Source organism: Mucilaginibacter lappiensis (assembly GCF_050433765.1).
GTDB classification, from domain to species: domain Bacteria; phylum Bacteroidota; class Bacteroidia; order Sphingobacteriales; family Sphingobacteriaceae; genus Mucilaginibacter; species Mucilaginibacter lappiensis_A.
The window spans coordinates 833,281-852,998 of the sequence record NZ_JBNPWP010000001.1 but is presented as its reverse complement, the minus strand read 5'-3'; the positions used below and the strand labels follow the sequence as shown (position 1 = coordinate 852,998).

Genomic DNA, 19,718 nt, shown 5'->3' with positions numbered 1-19,718 from the left:
CCATGAATAAAAATTTTACCTGTAAAAAATTCAAAAGCTGGCTGATTGCTATGCTATGCTTAGGTTTTATGTTTTTTGCTGATGTAGCAAAAGCCCAAAAGGCCACCTGGATTTGGTATCCCGGCGATTATGAAGTGTGGCTAAGCAATAAAATGCAAAACAGGCGTACAGAACGTGGTGCGTTTTTTCCGCCCTTCTGGAAACTGGACAGCCATTATGCACTAATTGATTTTCATAAAGATTTTGTACTGCCCAACCCTGAAAAAGTGGATCTGGCTGTTGAAGGACAATATAATGTAAAGCTTGATGGTAAAGCGCTGTCAGGCTATCCTAAATCTATCAATATACCGGCAGGAAAGCACCGGTTAAGCTTAAAGGTATACAATTCAGGTAGTGTACCTGCTATATACGTAAAAGGTGCGCACCTGGCATCTGATACCTCATGGCTGGTAACTTATGAGGATAAGGAATGGATAGATGCATCCGGTAAAACATCTGATGTATCGGCAACGCAATATGTATCTGCGGGAGCGTGGAATTTTGATTCGGCCGATAAAACCCCATCAACATTCCGCTTACCTACAGAAGAACATCGCCCCGAAAAAACAGAAAGAAAAGAACACTCCATACTGGTTGATTTCGGTAAGGAGACTTTTGGCTACGCTAAACTGAATGGCTTAAAAGGAGCAGGCAATGTAAAACTTTGTTATGGCGAATCAAAGGAAGAAGCCCTGGCAACCGCTACCTGTGAACTATTAGACAGTATTCATATTGATCAGTCGCAAAAAGCGGATCTTACGATGGAAGGCTCCCGTGCTTTCCGGTATATCAATGTGTTGTTTGATGAAAACGTGAGTGCCGATGATATATCCATGCTGTACGAATACTCGCCGGTAGAGCAGCGGGGGAGTTTTCGTTGTTCCGATGAGGAGATCAATAAAATTTGGGATGTATCGGCCTATACATTGCATCTGAATACCCGTGAGTTTTTTATCGATGGCATTAAGCGCGACCGTTGGGTATGGTCAGGTGATGCTTACCAGAGCTACCTGATGAACTATTACCTCTATTTTGACTCGCCTACAGTTACCCGCACCCTGTACGCGTTGAGAGGAAAAGACCCCGTTACCAGTCACATTAATACCATTATGGACTATACCTTTTATTGGTTCATGGGTATTTATGATTATTACCAGTACACTGGCGACAAAAGCTTCATAAAACAAATGTATCCACGTATGCAAAGCTTGATGAGCTATTGTTTGTCGCGCAGAGATAAAAATGGCCTGATGGAGGGCTTGCCCGGCGATTGGGTATTTATTGACTGGGCCGATAAACTGAACAAGCAAGGTGAAGTAAGCTTTGAACAATTACTGCTTTGCCGTAGCCTGGAAACTATGGCCCTGTGTGCTAATATTATGCAGGATAAGCCGGGGGCTGCACGATACAATCAATTATCAACCGGGTTAAAATCAAAAATATTCGCTTATTACTGGAGCAATCAAAAACATGCTTTAGTACATAGCCGCGTAAACGGCAAGCAAACGGATAATGTAACCCGCTATGCTAACATGTTTTCTATATTCTTCAACTATTTCACTGAAGCACAAAAACAGGATGTGAAAAAATATGTGCTGCTGAATGATAAAATTCAGAAGATAACCACACCGTATATGCGCTTTTATGAACTGGAGGCCCTTTGTGCAATGGGCGAACAAAGCTATGTGCTTAAAGAAATGAAAGATTATTGGGGCGGTATGCTAAACCTGGGCGCTACCACTTTTTGGGAAGAATATGATCCGAATAAAAGCGGCGCGGCGCACTATGCCATGTATGGTCGTCCTTTTGGTAAAAGCCTGTGCCATGCATGGGGCGCGAGTCCTATCTATTTGTTAGGTAAATACTATCTGGGTGTTAAGCCCACAGCACCGGCTTATCAGCAATATATTATAGAGCCTAAGTTGGGCGGCTTGCAATGGATGGAAGGGAGCGTGCCAACCCCTAAAGGTGATATAAAAGTGTATTGCAGCACCAAACAGATAAAAGTAAGCGGGGATACAGGTACCGGGATTTTGCATTTTGCCAGCAGTACTATGCCGGTTTGTAAAGAGGGTACGGTAATAACAAAAGGTAAAAATGTTTACGAATTGAGTATCGTCAAAGGCAAAAAATATACGGTTGATTATAGTGCGTTGTAACCTCTCCTAAGTTCTCTTCAAAGGAAGAGGACTTGTTGATATGCTTAATTGTCCCTTAGGGACAAAACATTTGTAGAAAAAGTAAAAAAAGTTTTTGCTCCATAGGAGCTACCTAAAATAGATGCAAAAATATATAGCCATAATAGTTAATCTGTTATTTGCCTTTAACGGTTACGCGCAACTGGTTGATAAAACTCCTGCGCCGATACCCAACGTGCCTGTTGTTTTTGATGCAGAACCCTGGGAAAATCCACTGGTTGATGGTATTAACCGCGACCCGGCAAGGGCTACGGCTTATTCCTATACCAGTGTACAGGATGCTTTAAAAGGTGATCGTGAAGGATCGGGCCGAATGCTGTCGTTAAATGGGTATTGGGATTTTAGCTATGCCAGCAAACCTGCGGATGCACCAAAGGATTTTTATAAAAGCAGGGTAAGCGGCTGGAAAAAGATCATCGTACCATCAAGCATTGAGATGCAGGGTTATGATAAGCCTATATACAAAAGCGCAGTTTATCCCTTTCGTCCTGTTAACCCGCCACACGTTCCGCAGGATTATAATGGCGTAGGCAGTTATCAACGCACTTTTACCTTGCCCAAAAACTGGAAAGACATGAACATTACCCTGCATTTTGGAGGCGTAAGTTCTGGCTTTAAGGTATGGTTGAACGACAAGTTTTTAGGTTACGGTGAGGATAGCTTTTTGCCATCTGAATTTAACATAACCCCTTATTTACAGGCAGGTGAAAATGTGGTATCGGTACAGGTGATTCGCTGGAGCGATGGCTACTTTTTGGAAGACCAGGATCAATGGCGCATGAGTGGTATTCATCGTGAGGTAATGTTACTTGCTGAACCCAAACTGAGGATCGCTGATTTTCAATGGCAGGCCAAACTGGATAAACAATACAAGGATGCCATATTCAGCATTCGTCCGCGTATTGAAAACCTGACAGGCAAAGCTGTTCCAGGGTATAAGATTGAAGCCCGGCTTTTTGATAAGAATAATAAAGAGGTATTGCAGAAACCACTGGAACGCAGTGTGGAAAGCATCATCAATGAGATCTATCCGCGACTGGATAACGTAAAGTTCGGCTTGCTGGAAACTAAATTGAAAAATCCGGATAAGTGGAGCGATGAAGAACCAAATTTATATACGCTTACGTTATCATTAGAAGACAGCACAGGGCACATATTGGAGGTAAAAAGCTGCAAAGTGGGTATCAGGAGCATTGAGTTTGGCAAAGACGACAGCAAACTGCTCATCAATGGTAAGGTAACCTACCTGTACGGGGTAAACCGGCCAGATCATGATCCTGTAAAAGGTAAGGCATTATCCCGTGAGGATATTTTAAATGATGTGCGTACTATAAAACGCTTTAATTTTAATTGTATCCGCACCAGTCATTACCCCATGGATCCATACCTGTATGATTTGTGCGACCAGTATGGTATCCTGGTGATTGATGAAGCCAACCTCGAAACGCATGGCCTGGGTTCTAAACTAAGTAACGATCCTATGTGGACCGGCGCTTACCTTGACCGGGCAACTCGCATGGTCATGCGCGATAAAAACCATCCGAGCATCATTATCTGGAGTTTAGGTAATGAGGCCGGGCGCGGCCCCAATCACGCTGCTATGGCCGGTTGGATTCATGATTTTGATATTACCCGACCCGTACATTATGAACCCGCCCAGGGAACGCCGCAGGCCGAGGGTTATATCGACCCAACTGATTTCCGGTATCCAAAAACAAATGATCATTCACACCGCTTGCAAAACCCAGTCGATCAGCCTTATGTGGATATTGTTAGCCGCATGTATCCGGGTTTATATACTGCGCCACTACTGGCTAATCAGCAAAATGGGGATAACCGGCCTATATTTTTTGTGGAGTATTCGCACGCTATGGGAAACTCTAACGGAAATTTGAAAGAGTTTTGGGATCAATGGCGATCAACCAAACGCATCATCGGGGGAGCTATTTGGGAGTTTAAAGATCAGGGGCTATTGAAAAAGGATTCCGCAGGAGTATCATATTATGCTTATGGTGGTGATTACGGCGAACGCTATTTTGATAATTTCACCATCAAAGGAATTGTAGCATCCGACGGTCGGCCCAAGCCTGCTATATATGAGTGCAAGCATGTTTTTCAACCTGCCGTTTGCGAACTAACAGATGCCTCAAAAGGTCTTATTCATATTAAAAACGGGCATAGCGTGGCTAATCTGAATGAATATGATGTGTATCTGCAGGTTTGTGAGGATGGTAATATCATCGCTAAAAAACAATTGCCGCATATTAATCTTACGGCAGGTCATGATACGGTGGTCAGTATAAAACCCTACTTACCTGTTTTAAAATCCGGGCACGAATACCTGGCTGACATTCATTTCACTTTGACGCAGGATGAACCCTGGGCCGGGAAAGGTTATGAAATAGCTGCCGATCAATTTGCATTGACTGAAGTACCGGTTATTAAATTACAAGCTCAAAATTATCCTAATATCACTGTGACGGATGATGCATCAATCAGCATCAGTGGTAATAATTTCAACATCCAGATCAATAAGGTTACCGGGGCATTAACCTCTTATTTGTGGAATACGAAGCAACAGGTGTTTGCACCATTGATGCCCCATTTTACCCGTCCGGTTACCGATAATGACCATCGTGGATGGAAGGCGGAAAGAAAATTAAAGAGCTGGTTTAACACACAGCCAAAATTAAAAAGTATCAGTATTGACCGATCTCAAAATGGCATAGTCAAAATTAATAGCACTTATAATCTGATCAATGACAGTGCATCAGTAAACGTAATGTATACCATAAACGGCAATGGGGTTGTCAAAGTAGATTACAGTTTACAAGCTGATAAAAGCTTGCCCGATCTGCCAAAAGTAGGTATGCAAATGGGCATTTTACGTGCCGATAGCAATATCACTTATTATGGCCGTGGGCCCTATGAAAATTATATCGACCGGCGGACAGCTTCAGAGACTGGTATTTACTCACAACCCATTCATCAGTTTATGGAGCCTTATGTGGTACCACAGGAAAACGGTAACCGCACCGATGTACGGTGGATGTTGTTACATCAAAAAAATGACGGCTTGCTAATAGTGGCTGATAGTCTGCTTAGCATGAGCGCCTGGCCTTATACCGAAGATAATATACTCCATGCTAAGTATACCAATAAATTGAAGGATACAGGATTTATTACCTTGAATATTGATCTGACACAGATGGGAGTAGGTGGCAATGATAGCTGGAGTGAAGTGGCCGCCCCATTAGACCAATATCGAATACCTGCAAAGGATTATCATTACAGTTTTTATATCATGCCTTACAATGGCAATGCCGATAAAGCTGGTGAAGTGGCCCGTAAAATAAAGTTCAAGTAACAACATGAAGAAATTCATCTTTATAATCACTGTTTGCATTTGCTGCTTAACGTTACACGGAACAGCTCAGGTGCGGAGCAGTTCCTCTGCAAAAGATGAATTAAAACAGGCGTTCCTGCACCCCCCTGAATCGGCCAAACCCTGGGTGTTTTGGTACTGGATGCAGGCCGCGGTGACCCGCGCAGGTATTACTGCCGATCTACAGGCTATGAAACAGGCAGGCATTGGTGGTGCCTACCTGATGCCTATAAAAGGAGCGGCAAATCCCCCATACTTAACCCCACCGGTTGAGCAGCTAAGCCCGGAATGGTGGACCATGATAAAATTTGCCATGCAAGAGGCTAACAGAATAGGTGTTAAACTGGCCATGCATGATTGTGACGGCTTCGCTTTGGCGGGTGGCCCGTGGATAACGCCGGAGCTGTCTATGCAAAAAGTGGTATGGTCAAAAATATTGGTTACGGGAGGTAAAACCTACCGGGATACTTTACCCAAACCGGCGCATTATAAAAACTATTACAAGGACATTGAGGTGTTGGCCTATCCGTCATTACCAGGCGAGGGTACAAGCAGTTATGATGCCCATCCTAAATTAACCACCAGTATAGCCAATACCGATGTACAGCATCTTTCAGAAAAAGGTAATAAAAAAAGTTTTGCAAGCAGTGAACCTTGTTGGATCCAACTGGAATTTGAAAAACCCTTTACCTGTCGTTCGCTCGTAATTCATACTTCGGCCAGTAATTACCAATCAGAGCGCTTGCTTATACAAGTGAGTGATGATGGTAAAAATTTCAGGTCACTGGGCAGGTTAGAGTCGCCGCGTCATGGCTGGCAGGATGGCGATGCGGAGATCACCAATGATATTGTGCCAACTACAGCCAGATATTTCAGGTTTGTATATGATAAAACAGGTTCCGAGCCCGGTGCTGAAGATCTGGATTTTGCTAAATGGAAACCATCACTGAAGCTTTCAGGTATCGAGCTATCTGCCGAACCACGTATTCACCAGTATGAAAGTAAAACCGGCGAAGTTTGGCGGGTGAGCAAGCGAACTAATAAAAATCAACTGCCAGATGAGCTGTGTATTCCAAAAGATAAATTCCTCAATTTAACAGATAAAGTAGATGCCAATGGGCAATTAAACTGGAATGTACCTGCCGGGCAGTGGACCATACTACGTATAGGCCATACTTCCACGGGGCATACTAATGCAACAGGTGGCGCGGGCAGTGGTTTGGAATGCGATAAGTTTAACCCTACAGCAGCCAAAGTACAGTTTGACAACTGGTTTGGGGAGGCGGTGAAGCAGGGCAGCCCTGCATTGGCGAAACGGGTATTAAAGATATTTCATATTGATAGCTGGGAATGCGGGAGCCAAAATTGGTCGCCGGTATTTGCAGGAGAGTTTAAAAAGCGCAGAGGATATGACCTGCTGCCTTACTTGCCGGTGATGGCGGGCGTACCGGTGCAAAGTGTGGATGTATCCGAAAAAGTATTAAGTGATGTGCGGCAAACTATCGCCGAACTATTGGTCGATAATTTTTATGGTACCATGGCTAAGCTGGCCCATGCGCAAGACTGCACTTTCACAGCCGAAAGCGTTGCGCCAACTATGGTAAGCGACGGTATGCTGCATTATCAACTGGCTGACATACCAATGGGCGAATTTTGGTTCCGAAGCCCTACACATGATAAGCCAAATGATATGCTGGATGCTATTTCGGGTGGGCACATTTATGGTAAAAATATTATTCAGGCCGAGGCATTTACCGAGTTGCGGCTATTATGGGACGAACACCCGGCTATGCTTAAAACTATGGCCGACCGTAATTTTGCTCTTGGTATTAACCGTTATGTGTTCCATGTAAATGTGCATAACCCCTGGCTTGATCGGAAACCCGGTATGACACTGGATGGTATCGGCATGTTTTTTCAGCGTGACCAAACCTGGTGGAAACCGGGCAAGGCATGGTTTGATTATATACAGCGATGCCAGGCTTTATTACAGCAGGGGCATCCGGTAACTGATATTGCTGTATTTACCGGCGAAGAAACACCTCGTCGGGCTATATTGCCCGATAGATTGGTTAACACGTTGCCTGGTATATTTGGTGCAGAACGGGTAAAACAGGAAGCTGAAAGATTAACCAATAAAGGTGAACCTGTAGTAAGTTCCATCTCTGACGCCAGCCACTCGGCCAATATGGCCCTGCCCGAAAACTGGATAGACCCATTGCACGGCTATGCCTATGATTCCTTTAACCGCGATGCTTTATTGAGATTAGCTACAGTAAAGAACGGCAGGGTCATTCTACCCGGCGGTGCAAGCTATGCCATACTGGTGATACCGGGTGCACATGCCATCTCGCCGGATTCAGGACTAATGTCGCCGGAGGTAGTTAAGAAGTTGCAGCGATTGGTTAGTGATGGGGCTACTGTGTTAATTAATAATCAACCCATGCGGGTACCCGGCATGGCCAATGATGCAGACGTTGTACAGGCTGGCAAGCAGCTTTTTGCTGATGCTGGTAAAAAGGGCAAAGTCATTATCGGGCCATATAAAAAAGACACATTTGATGAGCTGGGTATAGCAAGGGATTTTATAAGCCGGGAGAATGGGCAAATAGCAAAAGACATTGCCTGGACACATCGCAAATCACCAGCTTTTGAATTGTATTTTATATCTAATCAGCAGGCCGAACAGCGTACTATCAATTTATCGTTAAGGTCTACGGGTTATGTGCCTGAGCTTTGGAATCCGCTTACTGGTGAAATTCATGCTATAAATGATTGGCAGGTAATATCAGGGCGTACAGCATTGCCGGTTAGTTTAGCGCCAAATGGTTCTGTGTTTATTATTCTCCGTAAAAAAGCTACGATCACTGATAGGAAAAGTAAAAACCGGCCGGTTGAGAATCTGGTTCAAACGCTTGCCCAAACTTGGAAAGTGAACTTTGATCCCAAATATGGCGGACCAAAAGACGCAATCACTTTTAATCAATTAGATGATTGGTCAAAACGTGGGGAAAGCAGTATTAAATACTATTCGGGTACGGCCAGTTACAGCCAAACCTTTACATGGAACGATATCATACAGGGAGAGATCTGGCTTGATTTGGGCAGAGTGGAGAATCTGGCCGAAGTATACGTAAATGGTATAAACTGTGGCGTAGCCTGGACCTGGCCTTATCGGGTAAACATTACCAAAGCACTAAAAAAGGGCACTAATCAATTAAAAATAGAAGTGAGCAATACCTGGGCCAACCGGCTAATAGGTGATCGTGCACTACCTGAAAAAGAGCGCGTTACCTGGACCAATGCGCCTTATCGACTCGAGGGTAAACCTTTATTGCCTGCCGGATTGTTAGGGCCTGTCAAATTAATCAGACTTAATTATAAATAACTGAAAAGATATGTGGAGTAAAACTTTAAAACTGTTAGCCGTTAGTATAGTATTAGTAATAGGTAACGTTAATGCCCAGAATAAAGCGTTAGTGAATACCGGCAAAAGCACCTACGCCAAGTTGAGTAGTGTGGATATGGGGAATGTGACCTGGACGAACGGTTTTTGGGCTGATCGCTTTAAAGTTTGCCGCGATACCATGATCCCTAATTTATGGCGGATTTATACAGATCCTAAAATTAGTCACGCTTATCGTAATTTTGAGATTGCCGCCGGGTTGGATACCGGTTCGCATGAAGGACCACCGTTTCATGATGGCGATTTTTATAAGCTGTTTGAAGCCGTGGCCAGTATGTATGCATCCACTCATGATCCTAACCTGGATGCCCTGATGGATAAAACTATTGCGGTGATTGCCAAAGCCCAGCGTGCAGATGGTTATATTCATACCCCAACCATTATTGAGGAACGTAAAAATACGGGTAAAGAAAAAGCGTTTAATGATCGTCTGAATTTTGAAACCTATAATTTGGGCCACTTAATGACGGCCGCCTGTGTACATTACCGCGCAACGGGTAAAACTACCCTATTGAAAGTAGCTGTAAAAGCAACGGACTATTTATACAATTTTTATAAGACAGCATCGCCAGAACTGGCACGGAATGCCATTTGTCCCTCACATTATATGGGGGTGGTAGAAATGTACCGCACAACGCGTGATCCTAAATATCTGGAACTTGCTAAAAATCTGATCAATATCCGCGGATTGATGGAAAACGGGACTGATGATAACCAGGACCGCATCCCCTTCAGGCAGCAAACCCAGGCTATGGGGCATGCCGTGAGGGCCAATTATCTTTTTGCCGGCGCGGCCGATGTTTATGCCGAAACTGGGGATACTACCCTGATGCATACCCTCAACCTGATGTGGAACGATGTGGTGAATCGGAAAATGTACATAACAGGTGGCTGTGGCTCATTGTATGATGGGGTATCGCCCGATGGTACATCATATAACCCAAATGATGTGCAGAAAGTGCACCAGGCCTACGGGCGCGATTATCAGCTGCCTAATTTTACCGCGCATAATGAAACTTGCGCCAATATTGGTAATGTGCTTTGGAACTGGCGCATGCTGCAAATTACCGGTAAAGCGCAGTATGCCGATGTTATGGAGCTGGCATTGTACAACAGTGTACTCTCCGGGATCAGTTTAAGCGGACGTGATTTTCTGTACACCAATCCGCTGAGTTATTCGGACGATCAGCCTTTTAGCCAACGATGGTCAAAGGATAGGGTGGGATATATCAAACTGTCTAACTGCTGTCCGCCCAATGTGGTGCGAACGATATCCGAGATCAGTGATTATGCTTATAGTGTGTCTGATAAGGGAATTTGGTTTAACCTGTATGGTGGTAATGTACTGTCGACCAAATTGAAAGATGGTTCTTCAATAAAACTTACACAGATAACCAATTACCCCTGGGATGGTAAGATCAGTATCAATGTTGATCAGGCGCCGGGCAAAGCAACTTCCATGTTTTTCCGGATACCTGGATGGAGCAAAAACGCGGTTTTGACAATTAATGGGAAAGCAGTTACTACTATATTATCACTAGGCGATTACGCAGAAATTAACAGAGAGTGGAAAACCGGAGATAAAATAGAACTTAACCTGCCTATGCCAGTAACGATGATGGAAGCTAATCCATTGGTAGAGGAAACCCGAAATCAGGTAGCCGTTAAACGCGGCCCGGTTGTTTACTGCCTGGAATCTGCTGATCTGGCTAAAGGGCAAAGGGTGTTCAATATTGCCTTGTCATCTAAAAATGAACTGAAGCCAGAGATGATTAAAATAGACAACAGCAACATCATGAGCCTTACCGGTAAAGCAGATGTACGTGATGAAGCAAGCTGGAAAAATCAATTGTATAAAGAGATAGCTACCCCAAAACAAAATGCTGTTGATATAAGATTGATCCCTTATTATGCCTGGGGCAACCGTGGGCATGTGGATATGGAAACCTGGATACCATTGGACAGATAGGGGAAGCTAAAAGCGAAAGGCAAAATAAGCTCATTCATGTAAATCAGTAAATTATTAATTGATAAGTCATCCCGAATTTATTTCGGGATCCCACTTGCAGGGCTGCAATATTCAAGGTATACCAACATGCCAGAAGCCATCCTGAGAGATCCTGAAACAAGTTCAGGATGACACTTTTCTCATTTTAACATATTAACCACATCCTTCATTCTTTCCTCCGGTAATACTTTCAAATTCTCAACTTTTCCATTTTTCAATGTTGCCTCAATAGTAGTATTATAAGATGCGTGGAGCTTAAAGTGTACATCCCAATCCTTTGGCCAGGCAGGGAACAGGTAGATCTTCTTATCATCAACCTGCAATAGCATGTCCTGCAGACCGATCATGCCCGAGCCTCCCCAGTTATGGTCAGGCGTCCAGTCGAAGCCCGGCCCCCAGAAGGCTGGGAAACGCCTGCCGGAATCTTTTAGTTTAAAGGTAGTTAGTTCAGCAGCTTCTTTGGTTAAACCTAAACGGGCCGCGAATATATTGTCCTGTTTCCAGCCAATGCCACTTCTTAATTTAATGGCAAGGGTATCCAGTTTCCAGCTGTTGAGCGCTATATCCAAGCCCGGTTTGCCAATGCCATAGATGCCCCAGGGAAATACCGGGTAAAACTGCGGACTTTCTACATTGTTAACACGTTCCCATGTTTTGGCGGGAGTAAGTACTTTATGACCTTCTATTTCACCAAAACTAATAGGGGGAGTGCGTTTTAATAATCCCGCCAATTTCAAACGCTCGTCCTTATCCAGATAAGTATCCGGTAAAGCCAGCATACGTTTGGTAATGGTTTGCAAAGCTGCGATAGTGGAGTTGGAATTATAAGCCATCTTAAAAGTCTCGGCACCCGAGCCGGGGTATAAGACTAAATGCCCGTTGCCATCAAGTGCCTTACTGCTACGCTGCCGTGCCAGGTATTGATAGTGTTCATCAAAAAAAGTCAGACAGCTTTTAATAAATGGGATATACTGATGAATGTCTTTATCTGCATAACGTTCTGTTTCCAGCATCATCAGGCAAAACTCAAATACGGTATCCCAAGTATATTCCAGCCAGGCGTTATATTCCACGCCCTTATCAAAACCTGCCGGACGTTTCCAGTTATATTCAGCGCTGTTGGGCAGACCGAAGTTTTCTACTTGCTCCGTAAAACTGGCACCTTTATGCCCCCAGTAAACCTCGCTGCGCAACTCGGCATTGCGTAAGGATCGCAGGTAGAAATCAAATTGCGGTTTCATCATTTCTATATCGCCGCTTTTGAGCATTGGGAAATATACCAGTCGCTGGTTTTGGGCCGTCATTAATCCGCCACCCCAGTTTCGGAAATCCGGTGTATAGTTCATTTTGGGATTTACAAAAACAGGGTCGTAGGTAAACAATCCTCCATTGAATTTGGTGGGATATTGCCCGTAGGCATTGCAACCCAACATATACCGGAATAGCTGATAGTTTTTACCAGTTTGCCATGCGGCTGTGTCGGCTTCGGGTTTGTTAGGGTTGATATAAATAAAACTCCTGTTCCAATATTGTTGCCACCAATCGGCTGTTTTTTGCCACGCTGTTTTTTGGTGAGTATCAGCATCCTGAATGACTTTGTTAAGTCCGTTTTGCCATTTGTCAATAGAAGCAACTTGTGCTGTGTTCAGGTAGATCTCAATATCCTGATCACGTGCTGGCCTAATACTTTGTAATTTCCAGCCCTCAAAATCAGTATCCAAATACTTACCGGTATAAGTACCTGCGGCTTTAAGGTTTTTGCCGCGCATAAGCCCCCCGAAAGTGAGGTTTTTAAGCGGACTGAACATTTGCTGCTTCACAGCATCCATACCCTGCTGTTTTACGGTTACATCAAATATGGTAGAATCAAGGTTGTGGTGATAAAACAGGATCTCGTTGTTCTTAAAGGCGATCTCATCCTTCAGTGTTTTAACTTGTCCTTGTGGAGCAAATTTCCAGGAGCCCTGGTTATTCTCAGTACTTTTTACCGCTCGGTCCTGATATCGCCAGCTTTCAAAGGCTGCTTCGGTTTTTATGGCTCTATTGCTTTTAATACTGAGGTGGATTACCGGCCTGTAAACATCAACCCAAAGCTTAATTTGCGCAGTGATATCACCATTTTTACCGTTGATAAGCACAGAGCCATTTTGCAGGGTTAACCGTTGTTTAAAATCATTACCATCAATTGTGTTAGGAGAGAGCTTAACCCTTACACGACCCAGTTTGAGCATGGCATTGTTTTCGTCGAACGTGCCACTGCGGGCTATGTAAAAAAGCAGTTCGCCTTTCTCCACCCATACATTCAGCCCAATGTCGCCGCCGCCGCAAGGCATGGATTCACCTGAGTTTTTGCTCTGGCTTGTCCAGGTTACATTATACTGCTCCATATTATTGGTTTGTGCAAAGGAGGAGGCACAATACAAGGATACCAATAGCAGCAGCGTAAATTTCATATTACCAATCGTCAGTTCTGAATGATGAAGCTGGTAAACCATTAGTGCCAAACAGGTCGCCCACCACAAAATCCCTGAAAGCATAACGAACGGCCACAGGTTCCTGAACCAACGGGGACGATACCACAACGGTACTGCCTGAGATCATGGCTTGCGCCGGATAAAACATTTTATTCTTCCCCGCTATTTCAAAGCTTTGCAAAGGTTTATTCCAGGAGGTTAATCCGTTTTCGGCATAATCAAACCTGATAGAAACCCTGCTGCCCTCAATGGTCATAGATTTATAGATTGGGCTGGCATAATCAAAACCCTTGATGCCATAAGTTTGTGCCAGGGCCAGGTAGGCCAGGCGGGTGCCCGCAGGTTCTTTACGCGGAGGATGTATGGTGGTTTGCTCACCAACATCAAGCAATACGGCCATGCCGCTGTTGGGTATACTGTTTAATGATTTACGCTGAGCATCGCGCAGATAAGCTGAGTTATATTTACCACCTGAGTTGTAGGGTGGAGACTGTGTATAATCATAGGGTGCTATCTGTGCATAATAAAAAGGGAAATTGCCTTGTCCCCATAATTCGCGCCAGCGTTTTACCATAGCCGGAAATAGCTTTTCATATTGGTCGGGATGTTCATAATTGGATTCGCCCTGATACCAGATACAACCTTTTATACCATAACCAATAACGGGATTGAGCATACCATTAAATAATGTAGTAGGGGTACGTGATACGGCTTTAATGGAATCCGTTTTGGCTGGAATTTTTATTTCGGGGAAGTCACTTAATCCTTTCGGATCCATCCAGGCCTCGGCGCTTGAGCCTCCGTAACAATCACTGATTAATCCGATGGGCACATGCAGCATTTCGTTTAATAACCGCCCAAAATAATAACCTGTAGCACTAAAGTTGGCAACAAATTCAGGCGATGCCACATGCCATTCAGATGGTTTGCTGTTTTCCTGCGCTTCGGTTATTGATGAGCGTGGAACTGTATAGATATGTATATTATTGTTGGCCGATCTCAATATGGCATCAGTTGAACCAACAAGCGGTTGACTTTTAAAACCCTTCATTGGCATTTCCATATTTGATTGCCCGGTGCAAAGCCAAACCTCGCCTATCAACACGTTATGCAGTTTAATGGTAGTGTCACTCTTAATAGTTACAGTATAAGGGCCGCCATAAACCGGAGTAGCTATTTTTACCAGCCATTTACCACCACTATTTGTTTTTACATTATAGCTTTTTTTATTCCACGAAGTAGTTACAGTGATACTTTTACCAGCTTTACCCCAGCCCCAAACCGGCACCTGGCTTTGCTGCTGCAATACCATGTTATCGGTAAATATTGATGCTAATTTTACTTGTGCATGCACAGCAATATTAAAAAGCAGGCTGCATGTTAATAAGGTCAGTGATTTAATTTTTATCTGCATTAATTTCATCTACACTAATTAATTTATTCAGTTTATTGGCGCGTTTGGCTTCGAGCCATCCGCTGAAAAGTAAATTTTTATTGAGTATTGGTTTCGGGAAAAACAAGCTGCTACCATAACCAACAATAATTACTACAAGATGGCTATAAACACCCAGCATGTATTTGTGCTGGTTAAAGTTGTATTTACCCAGATCAAGCAATATATGTTTTTGATCCCCCAATCCAATTTTTGTGGAAGTTAAAAAGGCATAAGCGGTGAATATGATACAAGCCGTAATGCCAATGTTAACACCCTGCCTGTTAGCGCGGCTGCTAAATAACCCTAAAAGGAAGATACCTGCTATACCACCCGAAAATATAGCATATAAAGTAAATACAATACCCAATGCCCCTTCGTCACCAGCCAACAGATACAGCGTAGCAATAAGTATGGCACCCAGGCCCGCCGCCACTACTATCCATCTGCCAGCTTTTAGGTATTCTTCATCCGTTTTATTGGGACGGAATTTCTTATAATAATCCTCTACGCCAATGGCAGACAGGCAGTTCAAATCAGCGCCAAGACTTGAAATAGCTGCTGATATTAATGCCGCCAGTATCAAACCCACCACACCGGTAGGCAGTTTACTCATGATAAAATAAGGGAAAACGGCATCGGCTTTAATGCCGGCAGGCAAAGGGTTTTGCTGGTAAAATGCAAATAACGCTGTACCTATAAACATAAAAAGCGCCCATAAAGGAACAGTTAGGGCCACACCCATTATGGAGGCCCTGATTGCTGCCTTATCTGTTTTAGCAGTGAGATAGCGTTGTACCATGGTTTGATCTGTACCGTACTTCTGTATGGCATAAAAAACGCCGTTTATAGCCATAACTATAAAGGTGAGCTTTTTAAAATCCCACGAATAAGGGCCAAAGTTATTTTTATGATTAATGGTGGCAATATGCCAAAGCTCAGGGAAACCACCTTTTATAGAAAAAATGAGGATAACGAATGATACTATACCGCCACCTATCAGCAGGAAGCCTTGAACCACATCGGCCCAGATCACGGCCTCGATACCACCTATCAGCGTAATCACAATAATTACAAAACCAATGATCCAGATAATGGCATAAGTATTGGTATTGGTCATGTTGGCCAGCGCGAGGGCCAACAGAAAGAACACAGTACCCATTTTTGAAAAGTGGGTCAACACAAAACTAATGGAGCTGTAAAACCGGGCAAATGTGCCAAAACGCTTTTCAAAATACTCGTAAGTACTTACACCAATTACCTCGCGGTATAGGGGTACAATGAACCATACCATCAGGAGCAATACGATGGGCACCATAAGCCCTTGTACCAGCAATATCCAGTTTGATGAAAAACCTTCGCCGGGGTAGGCCAGGAAGGTTACACTGCTGATGAGCGTAGCCATGAGCGACATGCCAATGGCCCAGGCCGGTATAGATCCACGTGATACAAAATACTTTTTGGTTGAATTTTGTCCTTTTGAAAACCTTAGGCCGATGGTTAATGAAGTAGCCAATGCTACTGCTATAATAATATAATCTGCCAGGTGCAGGGTTTCATGTCTCATAAATAGCTATATATTAATTGGTTGTCCAAACAAATGCTGGCCAGTCATAACTGCCGGGTTTTAAAGTTAAATATAATTGATTATTGCCTGCTATTTTCATACGGATAACCCCGGGGCCTATTTGTTCCAGGGGATATAATTTTGAAATATTAAGCTGTGCTAATATTGCCCACGCGGTAGCGCCACCCTCAATCAGCAGTTCGTGCAGATGTGTTTTTAAGTTTATATATTTTACAATGGTACCCATTTTATGAGTAAGCAGAACGGGATCAATGTTAAGTCCCTTAGTAGTATCAGGATGTATGGCCATTATAGCGTTGTGGTGTTCTGTAAGCGTTTGAACAACCTTGTTAGCATAGCACTCATATTCGGAAGTCTGTGGATCATCACTATCAATGATGGACGAGGGGATATAAACCACAGGGATATCATTAATAAAGCCGTTATGATTATAGTGTATGTCCTGATGAAATGTACTGCCGAATACAAATAAGCGGGAAGGCGAAATTTGATAAATAATAGTAGTGTCAACAGCTGGCTTTGCCGGGATTAAACGATTAAGTAAACAATTGAATAAACCTGATGCGCCGGCAATAATGGTGTTATCATCAGCAAGTTTAATCCAGTGTGTGAGGGCGTTTTCATCTGCCGCTTCACATATCATTATACCCGTATCTGGTAGTTTTTCATGGGTTTTTAGCAGAGGTAGATCATCATCAGCCCTGAGCATGTGCCTTACATCTGACGACGTTACCGGGAACGCCGGATCAACTGAGTAATTGCTTAAATGCACAGGCACATTATTAAAATAATAAATGCCGTTAATGATCTTTTTGCCATGCAGAGGATTCCCCGGGATGATCAATGTCCTTTTTAACCCGGATGCTTTCATTTGACTGCTAACTTCATCTAAAATATGTCCTCGCAATACGGAGTCGATCTTTTTAAATAGTACCCTTGGTTTAAGGGCCATTAACTGACGAGTTAGCTCGTAGATTATTCTTATGGCTTCGGCTGCAGGCAGGGATCGGGTATCTGTCGCAATGATCAGCAGATCAGCTTTGCAATCCGGTTCAACAATGGTATTAATTTCGGTTTTTAGCTGATAATCTAATCCAATACCGGCCAGTTCGGCCGCTCCTGTAAGATCATCTGCAATTACCGCTATCATATATTTTGATTTAACCTGGTTTTGCTAAGCCTTACAGCCGATTCAATAGCCAATATCATAGCATCGCTGCTGGCCACACCTTTCCCGGCTATTTCAAAAGCAGTCCCATGATCAACAGATGTGCGGATGATAGGCAATCCCATGGTGATGTTTACGCCTTTTACACTATCCATCTGCTGCTTTTGGGCGTTCCATTTAAAGCCGGTAAGTTTAAAAGGAATATGTCCCTGATCATGGTACATGGCTACTATGCCACCATAATAACCAGTTGAAGCTTTAGAAAACAAGGTATCGGCAGGAATAGGCCCTTCCACATCATAGCCAGCTTTCAGTGCTTCCTGTACAGCAGGTAATATCTCCTGATCATCTTCGGTACCAAATAACCCTGAATCACCAGCGTGAGGGTTTAACCCGGCAATGCCAATTTTTAGATTTGTTTCACCTAGCTGTATCAATCCGTTATGCAGCAGTTCAATCACCTCTATAATTCTTTCTTTTTTCACCAGGTCACAGGCCTGCCTTAACGAAACATGGGTTGATACATGGATCACTCTCATTTTTTCTTCCACCAGCAGCATAGCATATTTTTTAGTGTTGGTGAAGTGGGCGTATATCTCCGTATGGCCGGCAAAATGATGGCCGGCCTCATTAACTGATTTTTTATTAATAGGTCCCGTAACTGTAGCGTCAACCTCGCCAGCAAGTGCCAGATCGATCACTTTTTTTACTGCCTCAAATGATGCATTACCTGCCATTGCTGATATCTCACCAAAGCGCAACTCGCTCATATCCACATTTTGCAGATCAAATACATCGGGCTCGCCATAAATGAATTTGGCATCCTGTATGTTTTTTATGGGATTGATCCTGGCATTAAATCCTAATCTTTTAACAATATCATTAAAAACAGCTGCATCGCCAATAATCACCGGGTTGCATATTTCAAACAATTGTTGGGTAAGCAGCGCTTTTACAGCTATTTCCGGTCCAATGCTGGCCGGGTCGCCCATGGTAATCCCTATAATTGGTTTTTTTGTTATCATTGGTATATAGGCAAGTTAAGATTTTCCTGAGTAATGATGCTTTGCAGGGTTTGTCTGAGTTCGGCTGCATCGGGTTGTGATACCTGTTGCAGTGGCGGCATCATGTGTGACTGGCATAAACCTGCACTTTCCATTAATGATTTGAGCGCTGCCAATGATCCGCCTAATAAACGTTTGCTTTGGTAAAGATCACCCAGCATATTAGAATGTCTTTGTAAGGCCAATGCAGCCTGCTCATCATTATTATCTGCAGCTACCAGCATTTTATAATAAATATCAGGAAATAAATTGCCGGTGCTTGGTACAAGTCCATCGCCACCTGTAAACAAAGCGTGGGCAGATTGCGCGCCCCATCCTAAAAAGTGGCTAAAATCAGACCGGTTGGCCCACAAACCCAGCGATTGTTTTAAACGCTCATGATTACGTTCAGAATCTTTAGTGCCTACAATATTATCATGAAAGCTCAATTCATTCAATAAGGACAAATCAATGGAAGTATGGGTGGTTGCCGGTATGTTATAAATGATTAACGGCAGCGGAATCTCATCGGCCAGGGTTTCAAAATACTGCTTTATTTCCTGTTCAGTTAATGTAAAATATGCCGGCAAATGGGCCACCGCTACATCAACTCCTTCATCAGCGCACAGTTTGGCTATAGCCACTGAATCTGCTACGCAGTTAGATGAAATGCCCGCATAAAGCAATTTGTTTGGTTGCTTAAGTTTTGTGGCCAGTTTAATAAAATCGAGCTTTACATCACTTGATAATGAAGATGCTTCGCCTGTTGTACCCAGGATAAACGGAACGCCTCCATAATTAAAGATATTGTCAAAAATCTTTTCAACAGCTTCATGATCCAACTTATAATTTTCTGTTAGCGGTGTAATTGATGGCACCACCAAACCATTATATTTCTTTTTTATTTTCATTTTATT

10 protein-coding genes are annotated in these 19,718 nt (G+C 43.4%); 4 read left to right on the top strand and 6 right to left on the bottom strand.

Features of this window, described 5'->3' with window-relative positions; translation table 11 throughout:
* Positions 1-2 precede the first annotated feature (2 nt).
* The 4 genes from M2273_RS03505 to M2273_RS03490 all read left to right on the top strand — a co-directional run bounded on the left by M2273_RS03505 (position 3) and on the right by M2273_RS03490 (position 11,057).
* Positions 3-2,198, top strand: coding sequence for an alpha-L-rhamnosidase C-terminal domain-containing protein (locus M2273_RS03505; RefSeq protein ID WP_429393046.1), 2,196 nt, complete (start codon positions 3-5; stop codon positions 2,196-2,198).
* A 121-nt stretch (positions 2,199-2,319) separates the two neighbouring features.
* A complete protein-coding gene (locus tag M2273_RS03500; RefSeq protein ID WP_429393044.1) occupies positions 2,320-5,604 on the top strand; it encodes a glycoside hydrolase family 2 TIM barrel-domain containing protein in 3,285 nt (1,094 codons plus the stop codon).
* A gap of 4 nt (positions 5,605-5,608) precedes the next feature.
* Positions 5,609-9,010, top strand: coding sequence for a glycosyl hydrolase (locus tag M2273_RS03495; protein WP_429393042.1), 3,402 nt, complete (start codon positions 5,609-5,611; stop codon positions 9,008-9,010).
* A 10-nt stretch (positions 9,011-9,020) separates the two neighbouring features.
* Positions 9,021-11,057, top strand: a complete 2,037-nt coding sequence (locus tag M2273_RS03490; protein ID WP_429393040.1) for an aceric acid hydrolase — start codon at positions 9,021-9,023, stop codon at positions 11,055-11,057.
* Between the two features lie 179 nt (positions 11,058-11,236).
* Here the strand turns inward: M2273_RS03490 and M2273_RS03485 are convergent, their stop codons facing one another.
* Genes M2273_RS03485 through M2273_RS03460 form a run of 6 tightly spaced genes read right to left on the bottom strand, consistent with a single transcriptional unit; the run spans position 11,237 to position 19,712 of the window.
* Entirely contained in the window at positions 11,237-13,549 is a 2,313-nt protein-coding gene (locus tag M2273_RS03485) for a DUF5703 domain-containing protein (protein WP_429393038.1), read from the bottom strand.
* Position 13,550: 1 nt separating this feature from the next.
* On the bottom strand, positions 13,551-14,984 hold the full coding sequence (locus M2273_RS03480; protein ID WP_429393036.1) for a sialate O-acetylesterase: 1,434 nt from the start codon (positions 14,982-14,984) through the stop codon (positions 13,551-13,553).
* Entirely contained in the window at positions 14,968-16,569 is a 1,602-nt protein-coding gene (locus M2273_RS03475) for a sodium:solute symporter (RefSeq protein WP_429393033.1), read from the bottom strand. The genes M2273_RS03480 and M2273_RS03475 overlap by 17 nt, the downstream gene beginning before the upstream one ends.
* 13 nt (positions 16,570-16,582) lie before the next feature.
* A complete protein-coding gene (locus tag M2273_RS03470; protein WP_429393031.1) occupies positions 16,583-17,740 on the bottom strand; it encodes a four-carbon acid sugar kinase family protein in 1,158 nt (385 codons plus the stop codon).
* Positions 17,737-18,783, bottom strand: coding sequence for a 4-hydroxythreonine-4-phosphate dehydrogenase PdxA (pdxA, locus tag M2273_RS03465; protein ID WP_429393029.1), 1,047 nt, complete (start codon positions 18,781-18,783; stop codon positions 17,737-17,739). The genes M2273_RS03470 and pdxA overlap by 4 nt, the downstream gene beginning before the upstream one ends.
* Positions 18,780-19,712 (bottom strand): dihydrodipicolinate synthase family protein, encoded by a 933-nt coding sequence (locus tag M2273_RS03460; RefSeq protein ID WP_429393028.1) that lies wholly within the window; start codon positions 19,710-19,712, stop codon positions 18,780-18,782. The genes pdxA and M2273_RS03460 overlap by 4 nt, the downstream gene beginning before the upstream one ends.
* Positions 19,713-19,718 lie beyond the last annotated feature (6 nt).

Excerpts from the sequence above, each read along its gene's own strand:
- M2273_RS03470 (WP_429393031.1), bottom strand. The coding sequence starts at position 17,740 with ATGATAGCGGTAATTGCAGATGATCTTACAGGAGCGGCCGAACTGGCC.
- M2273_RS03485 (WP_429393038.1), bottom strand. The coding sequence starts at position 13,549 with ATGAAATTTACGCTGCTGCTATTGGTATCCTTGTATTGTGCCTCCTCC.
- M2273_RS03460 (WP_429393028.1), bottom strand. The coding sequence starts at position 19,712 with ATGAAAATAAAAAAGAAATATAATGGTTTGGTGGTGCCATCAATTACA.
- M2273_RS03500 (WP_429393044.1), top strand. The coding sequence starts at position 2,320 with ATGCAAAAATATATAGCCATAATAGTTAATCTGTTATTTGCCTTTAAC.
- M2273_RS03505 (WP_429393046.1), top strand. The coding sequence starts at position 3 with ATGAATAAAAATTTTACCTGTAAAAAATTCAAAAGCTGGCTGATTGCT.
- M2273_RS03480 (WP_429393036.1), bottom strand. The coding sequence starts at position 14,984 with ATGCAGATAAAAATTAAATCACTGACCTTATTAACATGCAGCCTGCTT.
- M2273_RS03490 (WP_429393040.1), top strand. The coding sequence starts at position 9,021 with ATGTGGAGTAAAACTTTAAAACTGTTAGCCGTTAGTATAGTATTAGTA.
- M2273_RS03475 (WP_429393033.1), bottom strand. The coding sequence starts at position 16,569 with ATGAGACATGAAACCCTGCACCTGGCAGATTATATTATTATAGCAGTA.
- M2273_RS03495 (WP_429393042.1), top strand. The coding sequence starts at position 5,609 with ATGAAGAAATTCATCTTTATAATCACTGTTTGCATTTGCTGCTTAACG.
- pdxA (WP_429393029.1), bottom strand. The coding sequence starts at position 18,783 with ATGATAACAAAAAAACCAATTATAGGGATTACCATGGGCGACCCGGCC.